Genomic DNA, 16,298 nt, shown 5'->3' with positions numbered 1-16,298 from the left:
CCCGCCTCCTGAGATCGACGGCTAGAGACCGCGGATCGAGTTCTTCAGCGTCGCGAGCGATTCCAGCCCGGCGAGCACGGTCGGCTCGTCGATCCCGAAATCGATCAGGCAGGCGATCTCGTCGGCCCCGGCCTCGCGCAGCTGTTCGACCATGGTCCGGGCCGAATCGGGGGTGCCGAACAGCCCGCTCGAGCGGTAGTAGCGCTCGAAGGCGAAGTCCAGCACCTTGTTTCGCGAGCGGTCGTCCAAGGTGTCGAGCGAGGACAGCCCGCGCCGCCACAGGTCCACGGAGTCCTCGAGGTAGCCGCGGAACGGCGCGCGCACGGTCTGGCGGACCATGTCCTCGCGCTCGCCGACGAAGGTGTGCAGCATGACGGTGACCGTCCCGCCGTCGGGATCGTGACCCGCGTGCGCGCGCGCCTTGCGGTAGGCGGCGAGCTTCTCCGCCAGTTCATCGATGTCCTGGAACAGCAGGGCGGTGAGCACATTGGCGCCGAGCCCGCCCGCCATCTCGAACCGCTCCGCACTGCCGCTGCACGTCACCCAGGTCGCCACGTCCGGCTGGATGGGGGTCGGGAAGATCCGCACCGGGCGGGCGTCGCCGACGCCGTTGGGCAGCTCGATCGTCTCGCCCCGCCACAGCCGCCGCACGGTCTCCATCCCGGCGCGGGTGACCTCGACCCGCTCGGCGTACTCGCCGGGGGCGAGCACGAAGTCGTCGGGGTTCCAGCCGGTGGCGAAGGCGAGATCGACCCGGCCGTGCGAGAGGTTGTCGACCACCGACCAGTCCTCGGCCACCCGGACCGGATTGTGCAGCGGCAGGACCACACTGCCCGCGCGGATCCGCACCTGTTGCGTGGCGGTTGCCACCGCGGCGCCGAGCACGGCCGGGTTGGGGTACAGGCCGCCGAATTTGTGAAAATGCCGCTCCGGCAACCAGATCGCCCGGAAGCCGTGGGTGTCGGCGAAGCGCGCGCTGTCCAGTAGCAGGCGGTACCGGTTCGCGTCGCTGCGCTGGGCGTCGCTGGCGAAGAAGAACAGCCCGAATTCGATGTCCGCGGCGGGTTCCCGATGCGCGCCGACCTGTTTCGCCAAATCCGCGATACTCATATCGGCGTACATATCCTCGGCCGATATCTCGGTATCGAATTGATCCTCGAGAATGGTCAACAATTCGGCGGCCTTCACCGAATCCAGGCCGAGGGCGGTGAGCGGGGTGCGAGGGTCTACGGCTTCGACTCCCAGCCGCTGCCGCACCCATTCCACGAAGTATTCCGTCGTTCCCGTGGCGCCGGGCGCGTGGCTCATGACAACCTCGATTCGGATTCACTCGCATAGGCTCGCCGCAGTTGTGCGCGGCGGATCTTTCCGCTCGTCGTCTTGGGCACCTGGCCCTTGTCGACGAATATCACCCGGTGCAGGGCGACGGCGTGTTCCCGGCTGACGGCGGATTTGATGGACGCCTCGAGATCCGCGGCCGCGGCGCCGTCGAGTTCCTGGACGACGATCAGCCGTTCCTCACCGTCCACCTCCGCGGAGAACGCCGCACAGCCGCCCCGCCGCAGCCCGGGGTGATTGGATTCGATACTCCACTCGATATCCTGCGGAAAGAGATTGCGGCCGTTGATGATCATGACCTCTTTGCTGCGGCCGCAGATGAACAGATGGCCGTCGACGGCGAAGCCGAGATCGCCGGTGCGCAGATATGTCGCGTCGGGCTCGCCCTCGATCCGGGCCGCGAAGGTCCGTTCGCTCTCCTCGGGTTTGCGCCAGTAGCCCGTGGTGACACTCGGGCCGCGCAGCCAGATCTCCCCGACCCGCCCGGGTTCCACCCGTCTTCGCGTGCCGGGATCGACCAGCACCGCGGCGCCCGCGCCCACCGGGCCGACGTCGACGAGTTCGCGCCCGTCCGGGTGTTCGACCACCTCGCCGCGTTCCAGCGCCGCGCCGGAGAACCTGCGGGTGCGCACGCCCGAACCGGGCGGGCCGCCGCTCACGTACAGAGTGGCCTCGGCCAGTCCATACGCCGGGAGGAAGGCGTCGGGCCGGAATCCGGCCACCGCGAACTTGTCGGCGAAGGCCCGCAGCACGGTCGGGTTCACCGGTTCGGCGCCGACCAGCGCGACCTCCCAGCCGGAGAGGTCCAGTGCGGCGGCGTCGGCGTCGGAGACGCGTTCGGCGCAGATGCCGTAGGCCAGATTCGGCCCGCCCGCAACGGTTTTCGGGTGCTCGGCGATCGCGCGCAGCCACCGCAGCGGATCCCGCAGGAACGTCAGCGGGGCCATGAGGGTCACCGGGAAGCCGGTGTGCAGCGGGGTGAGGATGCCCAGGATCAGGCCCATGTCGTGCGAGGGCGGCAGCCAGTAGGCCCCGGCGCTGTCCGGCGTGAGGCCGAACGCCGCGCACAGGTCGGCGATGTTGTGCACGAGGTTGCGGTGGCGGACCACCACGCCCTTGGGGCTGCCGGTCGACCCGGAGGTGTATTGCAGGTAGGCGATGTCGTCCGGGCCGGGCGGCTCGTCCAGCGGCGGTCGCGCGCCGGGGTCGACATCGCCGGTGTCGAGCACCGTCGGGCCCGTCCAGCCCAGCCGCTCGCGGGCCACCGCGGCGGCCGCGGCCGGGGCGAGGACGGCGGTCGCCCCGCTGTCGCGCGCGATCGCGGCGACGGTCTCCGAATGTCGTTGCGAAGTGGGCACATACAACGGCACGGCGATGCGGCGCGACAGCAGACAGGCGAAAAGCGCGTGCACCATATCCGGGCCGGGCGGACACAACAGGAGAATTCGATCGCCGGGCGCGCTGACTTCCTGTAATCGCGCCGCCGTGCCGAATACCCGATCCAATAGCAGGCCGTAATTCTCTTCCTCGCGGCCGCCACGCTCGTCGAGAAATGTATAAGCCGTTCGACCGGGCTCTTCCAGACCCCGCCGCAATAATATGTCCACAAGAGTTGTTGGGTGCTGCGACAAGTTCCCGCGGTTCATCCGCATCCCCTCGGGTCAGCTACCTTACACAAGAACTGGAGAATTCGATTGTGGTAAGCGTCGTTGCTGTACAACCGTGCGAACTACCGCACCCCTGACACACCGGTGGGCATACTGCGTTCTCGAGTCATCATCGCATACATACGTGGGGAATGGCGAGGTTTCGGTGCCTTATATTTCCAGGGGGTAACAACATATCGGACGTTCGGTTTCCATAGGTCCGGGGCGGGCGGGAATTCGCCGACCCGGCATTGACCCGGCGATCGAAACGGCACCCGGCGCGATCGTCCGGTGGCACGTCGATACTCATAGGCCAATGGTGGACCACCGGCACGGTGCCCCGCGCGATCCGGCGTCGGCGATTCGCCGGATCGCAATCAATCGGCAACCGGAATGGGTGTCACACCGTGATCTCCACACCGAGCGGCGGGATGTGCAGCCGGTCGGCCAGACCCGCGTAGCCGAACGCGCGCCGCAAGTGGTCCAGCGTCTCGGTGAAGTGCGCCCAGCCCTCGGCGTGCACGGGCACGATCACCGCGTCACCGAGCGCGCGGGCCGCCTCGACCGCCGTGCGCGCGTTGAGGGTGACGTCCACGTCGCCGTACCGTCCGACATTGCCCGCGCCCACGTTCAGCAGGGCGATATCGATGCGGCCGACCCGGGCCGCGATCTCGGCGACGAGGTCGACCGAGGCGTTGTCGCCGGAGACGTAGACCGTCGGCAGGCCCGCCGCCCGCAGCACGAAACCGGTGACCGGGCCCGACAGCGCCTCGGCGCCCTCGGGTCCGTGCAGGGCCGGGACTCCCGTCACCGTGACGCCACCGATCTCGACGGTGTCCCAATTGGGCAGGCCCCTAACGTCTTCCATGCGCTCGGCCGCCTCCACAGTGGAAAGCACCAGCGGCACCCCCGCCAGGAAGGCCCGGCCGCCGTGATCGAGGTTGTCCGCGTGCTGATCGTGCGACACCAGCGCCACGTCGACCGGGCCCACCCGATCGGCGGGGATCGCGGGACCGGTCAGCTTGTGCAGCGTCACCGGGCCCAGGGGGTAGTCGCCGGGTTCGTCGAAGGTCGGATCGACGAGGAAAGTGAGCGCGCCGTACCGGAATCGGACGGTGGGTCCGCCGATGTGCAGCAGGGCGACGGTGGTGGAGATCGTGTTCGTCATGCGGACCAGTCTCGGCGCGGCGCGACCGGCACGACAGTGGCCCGAAGGCCGCGCTCCGCTAAAATCAGGCCATGCATTCGGTCGCCGTGCTCGCCTTCGACGGCATCAGCCCGTTCCACCTGTCCATCCCGGGCCTGGTGTTCGGCCGGATCGGCACGAGCACCGCGGCCTCGGCCCCGTACCGGGTGCACACCTGCGCCGAGACACCCGGAATCGTGTGCACGCCGGGCGATTTCGAGCTGTACGTGCGCCATGGCCTGGACACGCTGGCGGCCGCCGACACCGTCGTCGTCCCCAGTTGGCGACCGGATCTCGAACCCACGCCCGAGGTGCGCGACGCGGTGCGGACCGCGCACGACCGCGGCGCGCGCGTCGTCGGACTGTGCCTGGGTGCCTTCGCGATCGCGAGCACCGGCCTGGCCGACGGCCGCGAGATCACCACGCACTGGTCGGCCGCCGCGCGCCTGTCGGCCGCCTTCCCCGCCGTGCGGGTGCGCGCCGACCGGTTGTGGACCGATCTCGGCGATCTGGTCACCTCCGCCGGGGTGGCCGCGGCCCTGGACTGCTGCCTGCATCTGGTCCGGAGCGACCACGGCAGCCGGATGGCCACCGAACTGGCCCGCACCCTCGTCCTCGCGCCCTATCGCGGCGGCTCGCAGGCGCAGTACATTCCGGTCGCCGTCCCCGACGACACCGACGACGACCCGATCGAACACGCGATGGTTTGGGCGCGTGGGCATTTGAGCGAACCGATCGACCTCGACGGCTGGGCCCGCACGGCGCTCATGTCGCGGCGCACCTTCACCCGGCGCTTCCGCGAGCGCACCGGTTCGAGCCCGCAGCAGTGGCTGTTGCAGCAGCGGGTCGACCGCGCGCGGCTGCTGCTCGAATCCACCGACGACACCATGGATCGCGTCGCCGCCGACGCGGGGCTGGGCACCGCGGTGAATCTGCGCCACCACTTCCACCGCACCCTCGGGCTGTCCCCGGCCGCCCACCGCGCCGCGTTCAAGAACAACTAGGTTCACCACCATGAGAATTCAACTGGGTGAGCACGTCCCGACGATCGACGAGAGCGCGTGGATCGCGCCGAACGCCACCGTGATCGGGCGGGTGCGCCTGGCCGAGCGGGTCGGCGTCTGGTACGGCGCGGTGCTGCGCGGCGATCTCGAGGACATCGCCGTCGGCGCGGAGACCAATATCCAGGACGGCTGCGTGCTGCACGCCGACCCCGGTTTCCCGCTGACTGTGGGCCGCGGAGTCTCGGTGGGGCACAACGCGATTCTGCACGGCTGCACGATCGGCGACGACGTGCTGGTCGGCATGGGCGCGACCGTGCTCAACGGCGCGGTGATCGGTGCGGGCAGCCTGATCGCGGCCAACGCGCTCATCCCCGAGAACGCCGAGATCCCGCCCGGCTCACTGGTCGCGGGCGTGCCCGGCAAGGTGCGCCGCGAACTGGGCGAGGCCGAGCGGGAACGGATCCGGCTCAACGCGCAGGTCTATCTGCACAACCTCACCCTGCACCGCGACGCGAAAGAGCTGTGAGTCGGACCACAGCTCTCGAATGAAATTTCATCACTCTTGTTAGCATTTCGGTGCGTGGCCGAGGTGCGGACCTGTCGGCGAGCCCGTCCGCCCAGCGGTCCGCGGCGAGGGCAAGCAGGAGGTTGTACGGTGGCGTACGAGCAGTCCGGTATGCACCGATTCCAGGGACGGGTCAGCGTGGCCGATATCGCGGCGCAGCCGGGGGGAATCGAGGCCCTGCACCGCAGGGTGCACGAGTTACGTTGCTGCGGCAGCGATTTCGCGGCCAACGCGATCGAGTGGGAGATGGCGGCGCTCGACCTGCGGTAGGGGCCCCGGGCGGAGGTGAGATAATGACCGTCCGCCTTCCGCATCGACGCGGTGTCCGCCGATCGACTGGAGTCTCCGATGCCCACCGTCCCACCCATTCTGGCGCGCATCCTGGAGAAGCCGCGCTCCGACGGCGAACAGTTGCTCGAGAGCGCCCTGTCGGCATTCCTCGACTTCGGCATCAAGCGCACCAGCATGGGCGAGATCGCGCGCCGCGCCGGCATCAGCCCGGCCACCCTGTATCGCCGGTTCGAGTCGAAGAACGATCTGGTCGAGGCGGTCGGCGTGCGGGAGGCGCAGCTGTTCGTGGCCGAGATCGAGCAGCGGGTGGGCTCGATCGACGACGGCGCGGATCAGTTGGTGGAGGTGTTCGTCGCGTTCATCACCCTGCTGGCCCGCAACGAACTGCTGCAACGCCTGTTGCGCACCGAACCCGAGGTCATCCTGCCGCGTCTGACCACCGAGGCCGGTCCGATCCTCGCGGTGGGCCGCGCCTATCTCGCCGAGAAGCTGCGCGCGCTGCGCGATCCCGGCGACGAACTGGACTTCGATCCGGACCTGGTCGCGGAGATCATGGCCCGGCTGGCCCAGTCGCTGGCGCTCACGCCCGACGGGCTCATCCCGCTGGGCGACGAGGGCGCCGCCCGCGACTTCGCCCGCCGCACGCTGCTGCCGATGGTGCACACCACGCGCGTCACGGAGTGAAAGTCGCTGTCAGCGAATCCATTTCGAAGGCCGCGGCCACCCGCTCGTCCAGTTCGGCCGTCGCCACCGGCGCGCCGTCGACGAAGGTGCGCACCAACTCGGCCAGCGCGATCGCGGCCGGGGTCGAGGGATCGGGGACGGGCAGCCGCGCCACGTATTGGGTGATCCAGCGCCGCCGTCCCGCGTAGAGCCGGTTGCCGCACACCGCGTCGTAGAACCGCAGCCCCAGCGTCGAATTCGCCACGCCCATCATGAGATTCGCGACCCGATCCGCGCCGAGGTCGGGCACCGAGATCCAGTAGCAGTCGCCGTTGACGATCGCGCCGCTGCGGTCGAGCGCGAACCGGGGCAGCACGCTGATGTCGGGGAACACCAGTTTGGGCAGCCGCCACAGATGCGGCCGCTGCGGCACCCAGATCTCGAACCATTCGCGTCCACTCGCGGCCAGATAGTTCCGCGCGGCAAGGGTGTCCTTGTGCTCGCCGAGATAGGCCGCGGCGCCGGGGAACAGCGCGAGATCGACCGGGGTGCGCCGGGGTTGGGTGACGTCGTAGGGATAGAGCACCCGGGTGTCGCGGGCGCGGGCCACCCGCCACGGGGCCATGTCGTGATGGGTGAGCAGATCGAACAGCAACTCCGGTTCCGGGCGCGGCTCCCGGTGCTCCCACTGGTCGGAGATGAACACCCGATCGGCGGTCGTCTTGATGCCCACCCGGATTCGCGCGAGTTCGCCGAAGGTCTTCCAGGTGCCGTTGCCGACTCGCCGCAGCCAGTCGTCGGTGCCCGGCCGCGACATCCGCCACGGCACCGAGTAGTCGACCGCCGCGCCCGCGGGCCGGGGCGTGGACGCGCGGCCCGTCTCGAGGGTGCCGACCTCGATGGCGACGCAGCGGCCGTCGTGGTCGATCAGGCAGTCGCGCGGCTCGTTCAGCACCGCGAACAGGTCCGCGTCGCCGGTGGGCGCGCCGTCGGGCACCTCGTACGCCGAGACGTAGCGGCACGGCGCCGCCCGCTCCGCCCGGACCGCGATGGTGATCGCGGGCAGCACCGCGGCCTCGAACAGCCGGGTGTCGCCGAGGTCGTACAGTTCCACCGGCGACAGCTCCGCGCACAGCAGCTCGCGCAGATTCGCGCCCGCCTTGGTGGTCAGAAATCGGTTGGCGCACAACAACCCCAGCACGCCTCCGGGCCGCAGCAGGCGGGGCAGGCTCGCGACGAACGGATGGGTCAGATCGATCCGGCCCTGCAGACTGAACCGGCGGCTGAGCAGTCGGGCGGTCTCCGCGCCGAGTTGCTGGGTGCGCACGTAAGGCGGATTCGCGATCACCACGTCGAACCGCGCGTCGGCGAGCGTGGTCGCCGCGTGCAGGAAATCGCCGACGTGCCATTCGACGTCCGGCTCCCGGGCGGCGGCCACCGCGATCGCGGTCTCGTCCATGTCGTATCCGATCAGCCGCACCCGCACGCCCGGGAAGCGCGCGCGAGCCACCCGCCGCGCGGCCAGCAACAGCTCGCCGTCCCCGCACGCGGGGTCGAGAATGCTCAGCTCACCCGGCCCGGCGGGCACCGCCTGCGCGAGCAGCCGCGCCGCGAGGAACTCCGCCAGCCGCTCGGGCGTGTAGTGCCGTCCGTGCCGCTTGCGCTCCTCCGCCGCTCGCCCGCCCCAGCCATCCACATCCGGCATTCTGCCCGCCGCATCCGCGTCCCGCCCTCGAAACAAGCCGACCCGTGGGTAGATATTCGGCGTGTCTACCTGGACTGATGTCCATTCGCAATCGATGTCGCCGGGCGAGCGGGCGCTCAGCCGGTCGAATACACGCGAATCGCCGCGGTGTGCCCGGCCCGGCGAGCGACCTCGATCTCGGCGATGCCGCGTCCGGTCGGGGTCTCGACGGTGGCGGTGACGAAGCGGCCCGCGGCGAGGGTCTTGCCGATCTCCAGTCCGCGCGCACGGGCGGCGAATTCGCCTGCGCCGACGGGGTTTCCGACGGGCCATTCGAGAACGATGTTCGGGGACAGGGGCTTTCCTTGCCCGAGCGCCGCGAGCGTGTCCACGGCCGCGCGCTTCCCTGCCGCACCCACCCGGAGGAACCCGCGCGCGAATCCGATTGTGCCCCCGAGCCCTTGGTGCCGGATCAGGCGGGCTCCGACGAGCGGCGCGGCGGCGAGTCCCGCCCGCCCGGCGGTCAGCAGCTGGCCGATCATCGTCGGCAGTTCCCAGTGCGCGCGCAGCCCGGCGATGCGCCACTCCCCCGCGATCCGGGACAGGTCGTAGCGCAGATGCATGGGCACCGTGAGGGTCACGCCCGTCGACATGGTGATCTCGATGGACAGATCGCGGAATACGGTCGTGCCGCACACGATGTCGTGCTCGACCCGGAAGACGATGGTGTTGGGGCCGATGAAGGTGTCGTGGAACCGCTCGATCGCGGCCGTGCCGATGTGCGGCCGGGAGCCGACCGGATCCTCCACGCGGGCCGTCGGGGTGAACAGGCCCACCCAGGCCGCGCGGTCGTGGGCGGCCACCGCCCGCGGGGATCGTTCGACGGTCGCGAGCAGTTCGGCCTCGGACTCGGGATGCGACATGGGCTCCAACTTATAACTCGTTCTATTTTCGCTCAACACGCCGCCACCAGCGCGGACTCCCTGGCACACGACATTTCGGGCATTAGAGTCGGCGAGCGTTCGCGTACCCGTCGGCTGTCCCCTACCTCTGGAGGAGCCTTGGTGGAACGAGTGTCCGTCGCGTTCGACAGCGCCGGGGTCCGCTGCGCGGCCTGGCACTATCCCGGATCCAACGGGACCTGCGTGGTGATGGCGGCGGGTCTGGGCGTGCCCAAGGAGCCGGGTACCGATCGCTTCGCGCGGGCCTTCGCGGCGGCGGGGTTCGGCGTGCTCGCCTTCGACTATCGCGGGCTGGGCGCGAGCGGCGGCGGCCCCCGGCAGGTGGTGCGATTCCGGGAGCAGCTGCGGGACTGGGACGCGGCGCTCGCCCGCGCCCGCACGCTCGACGGGGTGGATCCGCGCCGGATCGCGATCTGGGGGTTCTCCGCGTCGGGCGGTCATGTCCTGCGGGTGGCGGCCGAGCACCCGGAGCTGGGCGCGGCCATCGCCTTCGCGCCGAACGCCGACGGATGGGCCGGGATTCGTAATGCCCTGCGCGAGACGCCCTTACGCGCGATGGGCCGACTCGTGCTCGCGGCGAGCCGGGATGTGGCGGCCACGGCCGTCGGGCGCGCCCCGCTGCTGGTCCCGTTGACCGGTCCGGCCGGAAGTGTGGCGGCGCTGACCACCGCCGACTCCCGCAACGGCCCGCGCGCGCTCGATCCGCGCGGCGAGTACCGGTGGCGGCCCGAGGTCGCGGCGCGGTCGGCCGTGCGGATCGGCTTCGATCGGCCCGGCCGGGTCGCCCCGAGAATCGCTGTGCCGCTGCTGGTTCTGGTGCACGAGGAGGACGGCGTCGCCCCGCACGAGCCCGCGGCGCGTGCCGGGCGGCGCGCCCCGCACGGCGAGGTCGTCCGCCTGCCCGGCGGCCACTACGCGGGTTTCCTGGACGGATTCGACGCCGCCGTCACCGCTCAGCTGAGTTTCCTTCGGCGGCGGCTGGTTTCGTCGCCCACCAGGACGCGATCCGCGCGGCCACCGGGCCGGACCGCTTGACCCAGGTGACGTGGTTCAGGTTCGCCCCGTCGACGGCGTCCCGCGTCAGATGCCACCGCTGGGCCTCCGCGCGCCCGAGCTTGCCGACCAGGTGGTCCACCGACGCGGGCGGCGCGACCCGATCCCCCGCCACGGAGATCGCCAGCACCGGCAGCCGCACCCGGCCGAGTTCGTCCTCGGCGCAGGGCATTCCGGCGATGTCGTAGCGGCCGGTGCGCGCGAGATGCGCCCATTCCAGCATGAGCCGCCGCGGCTGCGCGCCGAGCCCACCGAGCTTGTCGCCGGGGAAGTACCCGAGCACACGCGCGACCGCGGCGGCGAACTGCGTGGTGGCGAGAATCTCCGGCCCGCGCGCCCCGTACACCCGGTGATACGGCGAATCGGCCGCGATCATGACCACCCCGGCCACACTCGAAAACGCTTGGGCGACAGCCGCCGACGTCTCGGTGGAGCGGGTGCGAGCACCGGTTGCCGTCGCCGCGTACAGGGCCGCGAGATGACCGCCGAGGCTGTGCCCGACGAGCAGCAGCGGCGATGCGGGAAATCGATCGCGGGCCGCCGCGAGGGCCGCGGGCAGGTCTTCGGTGACCAGTTCGGCGAAGCCGTGGTCGGTGCCGCGGCGCGGGGCGGGGTCGGTCCTGCCCTGGCCGCGCAGCTCGACCACGGCACTGTGGAAACCCTCGGCCACGAGGGCGTCCGCGAACGGACGGTAGTACCCCGCGCGAACACCCATGGCGGGCAACACGATCGCCACCGGCGCCGCGGCGTCGGCGTGGTCCTGCCACAGGATCGCGGAATCGGGCGTCGGCACGGGACTCCTCGGCGTTCAGGCCGGTTCGAGGATGACCATCGGGATGTCGCGGCTGGTGTAGGTCGCGAACAACTCCGCCGCCGGATGTCCGGCGACGAACCGCGGCCAGAGCCGTTCCCGCTCGGCCGGTTCCGCCCGGCGCGCCCGGACCCGGACCCGGCCGTCCCCGCGCAACGTGACCGTCGCGCGGGGTTCGGCCTGGAGATTGCGCCACCACGCCGGGGCCTTGTCCGAACCCGCCGCCGCGGCGAACACCACCAGATCCGATCCGTCCCGCAGATAGATCACCGGCGCCAGGCGCGTCTTACCGGTCTTGCGGCCCCGGGTCTCCAGCACCAGGATCGGCGTGCCGCCCCAGCGCGGGGCGATCCGGCCGCGACTCCACCGGAACACGCGCGCGTGCGTGCGCGAGAACAGGTGCGCCACCGGCAGTTGCGCCGCGATGTGGTCGAGCCGGGCCCGGGCCTTGGTGGGAAGTACTTTCACCGTCACCGTCCGTCGTCACGCGCCGTCACGCAGCACGATCTCGCGCTGGAGTTCCTGGGCCCGCCGGTGGTCCTCCCGCTTGACCAGTTCGGTCAGCAGGTAGCGCCGCGCCTTGGCGGTCGCGGTGCGATGCAGGGCCTCCGGGGTGACCTCGAACGGCTCGCCCAGTCCGGTGATGCCCCGGCTGGCCTTCTGCCACACGTCGGGATCCAGCGACCGGCCCGGCCGCATACAGATCACCGGCACCGGTTTGCCGTCGCCGTCGGGCACGACCACGATCTCCTCGGCGTCCGGAATCCCGTCCAGCAGTTGGTCTTCGATCCACAGGCAGCTCTGCACGCCCTCGATGCGGTCGGCCACCCGGTCGAGCACCTCGAGCTGACCCCACTTGCCGCGCCGGCCCCAGTCGCCGGTGTCGAACCACTTGCCGTGGCGGCGTTCGGAGAACTTCTCCGGGGTGCCGACGAACGACAGCGCCCGCGAGGGCGTCTTCACCTGGATCATGCCGGGCTCGCTCTGGTCGCGCCGCCGCTTCCCGGTCTCCGGGTCGGCGATGCGGGCCCGCACGCCGGGCAGCTCCCAGCCGACGCTGCGCGAATTGTCCCGCGCCGAGCGGGCCGCGCTCGCCCGCGTGTAGGGACGCACGGTCACCGCCTGCACCTCGGTCATGCCGTAGCACTGCAACCACACCGGGAACCGGCGCTTCGACGCCTCCAGCAACCGCTGGATGGTCCGGGGATGGATGGCGTCGAAGGTGTTGAAGTACACCCGAACCGAGGCGAACGGATCGTTCGGGTGGTCGGCGATCTCCTCCCAGTCCATGAACTTGTTCGGATGCGCCTCGACGATCGTGGGCCGGTACCGGCCGAAGATGTCGGCGATGTTCTCGTTGCTCGGATCGGCCACGCCCAGCAGCGGCGTCCCCCGCGAGAACGTCGCCAGGAAATTGATCACCGCGCGGATGTGCACATGCGAGATGACGCTGCCGAACAGCTCGTTCGGGCCGTGCGCGAACGGGAAGATCGACTCCATCAGCCCGATCCAGGACACGCCCTTCGCCGACGCCTCGGCCAGCTTCGACACACCCGTGGTGCTCGAGGTGTGGGTGATCACCATCGGATCCTCCTCGCGCAGCGGGGAGGGATCGGGAACGGTTGCGCCCCAGAGCTTTTCGAGCGGGACGCCGCCGTCGATGGGCGCGATGGCGATCGCCGACAGCTCACGCAGGCGGGCCTCGGTCAACCCGACGTAGCGGGCCACCTCGGTATCGGTGATCACGACCTTGGGCCGCACCCGCTCGAGCAGGATGTTGATGATGTCGGAGTCGAGCTTGGCCGAGATGAGGGCCGGGATCGCGCCGATCCGGGCGGCGGCCGCGGCCAGGGCCTGGATGTCGTAGTTCGGCGTCTTGACGATCGCCACCCGATCCCAGCGCCGCACCCCGGCCTCGTACAGCACGGCCGAGAAATTCCGGACCAGTTCGGCGAATTCGACGTAGTCGAGTTCGAGCCGCTGCTGCGGATCCCACAGGAACGGGCTGTCGAGATAGACCGGCGTGCGGCCGAACCGCTCGGCCGCCAGCTCGGCGATCAGACCCGCGTTCACGGGTTTGCGCAACGGCACCCGGTCGCGGGTGAACTGCCCGCTCAGCAGCGCCGCCGGGCTCGTCCGTCGTTGGTCGATCGAGAAGGACGACCGAGCCTCGTCGCTGGTCACCACGCGTTCATTTACCGCTGATGGCATACGTCTCACCTCTGTTGCTCAGCACCTCGGCCACCTCGGCGGCCACCCGATGTCCGGAGCCGATCGCGCCGTCCATGAAGCCCTGCCAATAGGTGGCGGTTTCGGTTCCCGCCCAATGGATTCGACCGACGGGCGCGGCCAGCGCCGCACCGTACTCGGTCAGCAGACCCGGCCCGGCGAGCGAACCCGGGCAGCCCCACACATACGGTTCGAGGTGCCAGCGCCGGATGATCACCTCGCGCGGATCACCCGCCGCCGCACCGAAATACGTGGTGAGGTTGCCGAGAATCCGCTCCCGCACGACGCTGTCGTCCTCGTCGTCGAGGGCGTTGGCCGCGTCTCCCTTCACGAAGCACACCAGCACACCCGGCGTGCCCGATTCGGGCGTGTTGTCCCAGACGTTGGCGGCGGGTCCGGTGTCGCTGCACACGTACCCGGACAGGTCGGCGTCGCGCCAGAACGGCCGGTCGTACACCACGTTGACCTTGATCTGCGCGCCGTGCAGCAGCCGCCGGGTCAGTTCGGTCCGCGCGGGCGGCAGCGGCGGATCGTAGGTGACGCGCGACGACGCCTCCGGCGAGGCAGCGAAGATCACCCGGCGGGCCCGGATCACCGCGTCGCCCGCCTCGACCAGCACGGTGTCGCCGTCCTCGCGGATCGAGCGCACGGGCGCCGACAGCGTCAGCACGTCGCTCAGCTCCTCGCCGAGGCGCCGCGGAATGAGCTGGGAGCCGCCGACGATCCGGAACTGGGAGGCCCCGTCGCGGGTGACCACGACCCGCAGCAGCGAGCCCGGGGTCTCGGCGTTGCCCGCGGCCGCCACGTACCGGACCATGTGCAGCAGCGAAAGTTGGCCCGTCTCACCGGTATTGGTGTTGCGGGTGACGTAGTCGACGAGCATGCGGGCGTCCTCGGTGGTCGTCACCGTCTCGGCCCACTCGCGGAAGGTGATCTTGTCCCACTCCGCGGCCTGCGGCGCGGTCCACGGCGCGGCCGGGTCCACGCCCTCGGCGAGTTCCTGTAGACGCGCGATCGTCGTGCCGATCTCGGCGAGCGCGTCCTCGGTGATCGGCGGGATCGGCCCGACCGCCGAGTCGTACCGGGACAGCTCGCCGTGCCGGTAGTAGAGGTGGTCCCCCGCGACGCGCTGCTTGTAGGTGCGCAGGCCCAGCTCCTCGACCAGGCCCAGGACGTTGTCCTGGGTGGGGCCCAGCCACTGTCCCCCGGCCTCGATCGTCTCGCCGTCGCCGATCGGGACCCCGATCACGCGGCCGCCCACGTGATCGGTGGCCTCGAGTATCCGCACCGAATGTCCCGCGCGGCGCAGGTCCCGGGCGGCGGTCAGCCCGGCCAGGCCCGCGCCGACGATGACGACGTCGACCGCCTCGGAAATTTCTCGATCGTGCTGCATGGCGGCTCCTCTCCTACCGTCCGGGACTAACTGTGTTCGAGCGCACGGGAATTCGCGGCCCGACGTGCCGGATCGCCGTTCTCGCCCGGGGCGAACGACGGATGCCGATTGATCCACCGGCGGCGCAGTTCCCGGGCCAGCAGCGGCAGGGACTCCCGCAGCAGCGGGCCGCGCGGTTCGCGGCCCGAGACCAGCAGCCGCAGCGTCGACTCGGCCAGGCGCGGCAGGGAGAACACGTCGTAGTAACTCGACCGGTGATAGAACAGGTCGAAGAACACGTCGAGTTCGCCGTTGGCCTGCAACAACCGGATCCGCTCGGTGATCATCGCCGGAATCGCCCCGGCCGCACCGAGATCGGTGGTCAGCCAGTAGTGCCCGGCGAAGCGCTCGTCGCGCCAGTCCGCCCAGTGCCGCAGCTGCACGTCGACCCCGCCCGCGGCGCCGCCCAGCCCGGCGACGATCCGCGGGGCGAGCGCCTCGGCCTGGATGAACGCGTCGCCGATGCCGCGGCCCAGCGCGGGATCCTTGAAGTGCCCGGCGTCGCCGACCAGCACCCAGCCCGGTCCGATGGGCTCGCGGTAGTAGCCCTCGAACCTGCGGATGCCGGAGATCTTGGTGGCGATCTTCGCCTTCCCGAGCGCGTCGAACGCGGGCTCACAACTGCGCATGTGCGCCAGCAACATTCGCTCGGTGTCGGTGCGGAACTCGTCGCGCTCGTGCATCTCGGGCGAGACGCCGAGCAGGAACAGGTCGCTGTCGGCGGGCCCGCCCCACACCATCCGGTCACCCCACCGATGGAACAGGAAGGAGTCGGCGTAGTCCGGGTTCCAGTCCTCGAAGAAGGTGAAGTAGTACGACCGCCCGTTGGGGGTGAGGTTGTACTTGCGCGACCCGACCGCCGCGGCGAGGGTCGAGTTGCGCCCGTCCGCGCCCACCACCAACGGGGCGTGCAGGGTGCTGGTCTTGTCGCCGCCCTCCCGGCCCCGGCGCTGCACGCGCACGCCGGACACCCGGCCGTTGTCCCGCAGCACCTCGACGACCTTGGTGCCCATCCGGACATCGGCCCCGGCCTCGACGGCCCCGTCGGCGAGGATCGCGTCGAGCAGGTGTCGCCGCAGGAACGTGGTCCCGCCGAGGTCGTCGAACTTGAGCGTGAACGGGGCGCGGATGCGCAGGTCGTTGATGAGGATGTCGGCCCGCTGATGGAACCGCACCCCCGTCGCCTCGATCTGCTTCAGCAGGCCCAGCCGCTTCAGGAACGACAGGGCGTCCGCCTCCATCAGATGCGAGGACAGCGTCTCCTGCGGAAACGTCGCCTGCTCGAGCACCACGACCCGCACCCCCGCGCGGGCGAGCAGCGTCGCCAACGGCGCTCCCGCGCACCGCGATCCGATGATGATCACATCGAAGTGCTCGCCGTCGCCCACGCGGTTCGCGGTCGCGCCGTTCTCCGACAGGGAAAGCGACATGGGA

The 16,298-nt window shown here is 70.5% G+C and carries 15 protein-coding genes; 5 read left to right on the top strand and 10 right to left on the bottom strand.

The window, feature by feature from the left end:
* Nucleotides 1–21 precede the first annotated feature (21 nt).
* The 3 genes from ACFYTQ_RS16295 to ACFYTQ_RS16285 all read right to left on the bottom strand — a co-directional run bounded on the left by ACFYTQ_RS16295 (nt 22) and on the right by ACFYTQ_RS16285 (nt 4,152).
* Nucleotides 22–1,308 (bottom strand): MupA/Atu3671 family FMN-dependent luciferase-like monooxygenase, encoded by a 1,287-nt coding sequence (locus ACFYTQ_RS16295; RefSeq protein WP_387361388.1) that lies wholly within the window; start codon nt 1,306–1,308, stop codon nt 22–24.
* On the bottom strand, nt 1,305–2,984 hold the full coding sequence (locus tag ACFYTQ_RS16290) for a fatty acyl-AMP ligase (RefSeq protein WP_387361386.1): 1,680 nt from the start codon (nt 2,982–2,984) through the stop codon (nt 1,305–1,307). Before ACFYTQ_RS16290 ends, ACFYTQ_RS16295 begins: the two co-directional genes overlap by 4 nt.
* 400 nt (nt 2,985–3,384) lie before the next feature.
* Nucleotides 3,385–4,152 carry an MBL fold metallo-hydrolase gene (locus ACFYTQ_RS16285; RefSeq protein WP_387361384.1) on the bottom strand — a complete coding sequence of 256 codons (768 nt, stop codon included), beginning with the start codon at nt 4,150–4,152 and terminating at the stop codon, nt 3,385–3,387.
* A gap of 71 nt (nt 4,153–4,223) precedes the next feature.
* Between ACFYTQ_RS16285 and ACFYTQ_RS16280 the strand changes: the two genes are divergently transcribed.
* The 4 genes from ACFYTQ_RS16280 to ACFYTQ_RS16265 all read left to right on the top strand — a co-directional run bounded on the left by ACFYTQ_RS16280 (nt 4,224) and on the right by ACFYTQ_RS16265 (nt 6,714).
* Nucleotides 4,224–5,174: a GlxA family transcriptional regulator gene (locus ACFYTQ_RS16280; protein ID WP_387361382.1), complete on the top strand. Its 951-nt coding sequence runs from the start codon at nt 4,224–4,226 to the stop codon at nt 5,172–5,174.
* Nucleotides 5,175–5,184: 10 nt separating this feature from the next.
* Complete coding sequence (locus ACFYTQ_RS16275) at nt 5,185–5,700, top strand: gamma carbonic anhydrase family protein (RefSeq protein ID WP_387361380.1); 516 nt, start codon at nt 5,185–5,187, stop codon at nt 5,698–5,700.
* A gap of 129 nt (nt 5,701–5,829) precedes the next feature.
* Nucleotides 5,830–6,009: a hypothetical protein gene (locus ACFYTQ_RS16270; RefSeq protein WP_387361378.1), complete on the top strand. Its 180-nt coding sequence runs from the start codon at nt 5,830–5,832 to the stop codon at nt 6,007–6,009.
* Between the two features lie 78 nt (nt 6,010–6,087).
* On the top strand, nt 6,088–6,714 hold the full coding sequence (locus ACFYTQ_RS16265) for a TetR/AcrR family transcriptional regulator (RefSeq protein WP_387361376.1): 627 nt from the start codon (nt 6,088–6,090) through the stop codon (nt 6,712–6,714).
* On the opposite strand, the gene ACFYTQ_RS16260 is transcribed toward ACFYTQ_RS16265, so the two are convergent.
* On the bottom strand, nt 6,704–8,398 hold the full coding sequence (locus tag ACFYTQ_RS16260; protein ID WP_387361374.1) for an Eco57I restriction-modification methylase domain-containing protein: 1,695 nt from the start codon (nt 8,396–8,398) through the stop codon (nt 6,704–6,706). The genes ACFYTQ_RS16265 and ACFYTQ_RS16260 overlap by 11 nt on opposite strands.
* 116 nt (nt 8,399–8,514) lie before the next feature.
* Nucleotides 8,515–9,300 carry a nuclear transport factor 2 family protein gene (locus tag ACFYTQ_RS16255; protein ID WP_387361373.1) on the bottom strand — a complete coding sequence of 262 codons (786 nt, stop codon included), beginning with the start codon at nt 9,298–9,300 and terminating at the stop codon, nt 8,515–8,517.
* Nucleotides 9,301–9,441: 141 nt separating this feature from the next.
* Here ACFYTQ_RS16255 and ACFYTQ_RS16250 point away from each other — a divergent pair, with 141 nt between their 5' ends.
* Nucleotides 9,442–10,374 carry an alpha/beta hydrolase gene (locus ACFYTQ_RS16250; RefSeq protein ID WP_387361371.1) on the top strand — a complete coding sequence of 311 codons (933 nt, stop codon included), beginning with the start codon at nt 9,442–9,444 and terminating at the stop codon, nt 10,372–10,374.
* Here the strand turns inward: ACFYTQ_RS16250 and ACFYTQ_RS16245 are convergent.
* The 5 genes from ACFYTQ_RS16245 to ACFYTQ_RS16225 are packed head-to-tail and all read right to left on the bottom strand — an operon-like array spanning nt 10,286 to nt 16,294.
* On the bottom strand, nt 10,286–11,185 hold the full coding sequence (locus ACFYTQ_RS16245; RefSeq protein ID WP_387361369.1) for an alpha/beta fold hydrolase: 900 nt from the start codon (nt 11,183–11,185) through the stop codon (nt 10,286–10,288). The two genes, ACFYTQ_RS16250 and ACFYTQ_RS16245, sit on opposite strands and share 89 nt — an antisense overlap.
* A 15-nt stretch (nt 11,186–11,200) precedes the next feature.
* Complete coding sequence (locus ACFYTQ_RS16240) at nt 11,201–11,671, bottom strand: nitroreductase/quinone reductase family protein (RefSeq protein WP_387361367.1); 471 nt, start codon at nt 11,669–11,671, stop codon at nt 11,201–11,203.
* Nucleotides 11,672–11,686: 15 nt separating this feature from the next.
* Nucleotides 11,687–13,414: an AMP-binding protein gene (locus ACFYTQ_RS16235; RefSeq protein ID WP_387361365.1), complete on the bottom strand. Its 1,728-nt coding sequence runs from the start codon at nt 13,412–13,414 to the stop codon at nt 11,687–11,689.
* Nucleotides 13,395–14,825: a flavin monoamine oxidase family protein gene (locus ACFYTQ_RS16230; protein WP_387361363.1), complete on the bottom strand. Its 1,431-nt coding sequence runs from the start codon at nt 14,823–14,825 to the stop codon at nt 13,395–13,397. Before ACFYTQ_RS16230 ends, ACFYTQ_RS16235 begins: the two co-directional genes overlap by 20 nt.
* 26 nt (nt 14,826–14,851) lie before the next feature.
* Nucleotides 14,852–16,294, bottom strand: coding sequence for an NAD(P)/FAD-dependent oxidoreductase (locus ACFYTQ_RS16225; RefSeq protein ID WP_387361361.1), 1,443 nt, complete (start codon nt 16,292–16,294; stop codon nt 14,852–14,854).
* Nucleotides 16,295–16,298 lie beyond the last annotated feature (4 nt).

The organism is Nocardia sp. NPDC004068 (assembly GCF_042874315.1).
Lineage (GTDB): Bacteria > Actinomycetota > Actinomycetes > Mycobacteriales > Mycobacteriaceae > Nocardia.
Note: the sequence above shows the minus strand (reverse complement) of the source record. Positions and strands in the feature narration are given on the sequence as shown.

What these genes read in the sequence shown, in the direction of transcription:
- ACFYTQ_RS16295 (WP_387361388.1), bottom strand. Translation starts at nt 1,308, where the DNA reads ATGAGCCACGCGCCCGGCGCCACGGGAACGACGGAATACTTCGTGGAA.
- ACFYTQ_RS16290 (WP_387361386.1), bottom strand. Translation starts at nt 2,984, where the DNA reads ATGAACCGCGGGAACTTGTCGCAGCACCCAACAACTCTTGTGGACATA.
- ACFYTQ_RS16285 (WP_387361384.1), bottom strand. Translation starts at nt 4,152, where the DNA reads ATGACGAACACGATCTCCACCACCGTCGCCCTGCTGCACATCGGCGGA.
- ACFYTQ_RS16280 (WP_387361382.1), top strand. Translation starts at nt 4,224, where the DNA reads ATGCATTCGGTCGCCGTGCTCGCCTTCGACGGCATCAGCCCGTTCCAC.
- ACFYTQ_RS16275 (WP_387361380.1), top strand. Translation starts at nt 5,185, where the DNA reads ATGAGAATTCAACTGGGTGAGCACGTCCCGACGATCGACGAGAGCGCG.
- ACFYTQ_RS16265 (WP_387361376.1), top strand. Translation starts at nt 6,088, where the DNA reads ATGCCCACCGTCCCACCCATTCTGGCGCGCATCCTGGAGAAGCCGCGC.
- ACFYTQ_RS16260 (WP_387361374.1), bottom strand. Translation starts at nt 8,398, where the DNA reads ATGCCGGATGTGGATGGCTGGGGCGGGCGAGCGGCGGAGGAGCGCAAG.
- ACFYTQ_RS16255 (WP_387361373.1), bottom strand. Translation starts at nt 9,300, where the DNA reads ATGTCGCATCCCGAGTCCGAGGCCGAACTGCTCGCGACCGTCGAACGA.
- ACFYTQ_RS16235 (WP_387361365.1), bottom strand. Translation starts at nt 13,414, where the DNA reads ATGCCATCAGCGGTAAATGAACGCGTGGTGACCAGCGACGAGGCTCGG.
- ACFYTQ_RS16230 (WP_387361363.1), bottom strand. Translation starts at nt 14,825, where the DNA reads ATGCAGCACGATCGAGAAATTTCCGAGGCGGTCGACGTCGTCATCGTC.
- ACFYTQ_RS16225 (WP_387361361.1), bottom strand. Translation starts at nt 16,294, where the DNA reads ATGTCGCTTTCCCTGTCGGAGAACGGCGCGACCGCGAACCGCGTGGGC.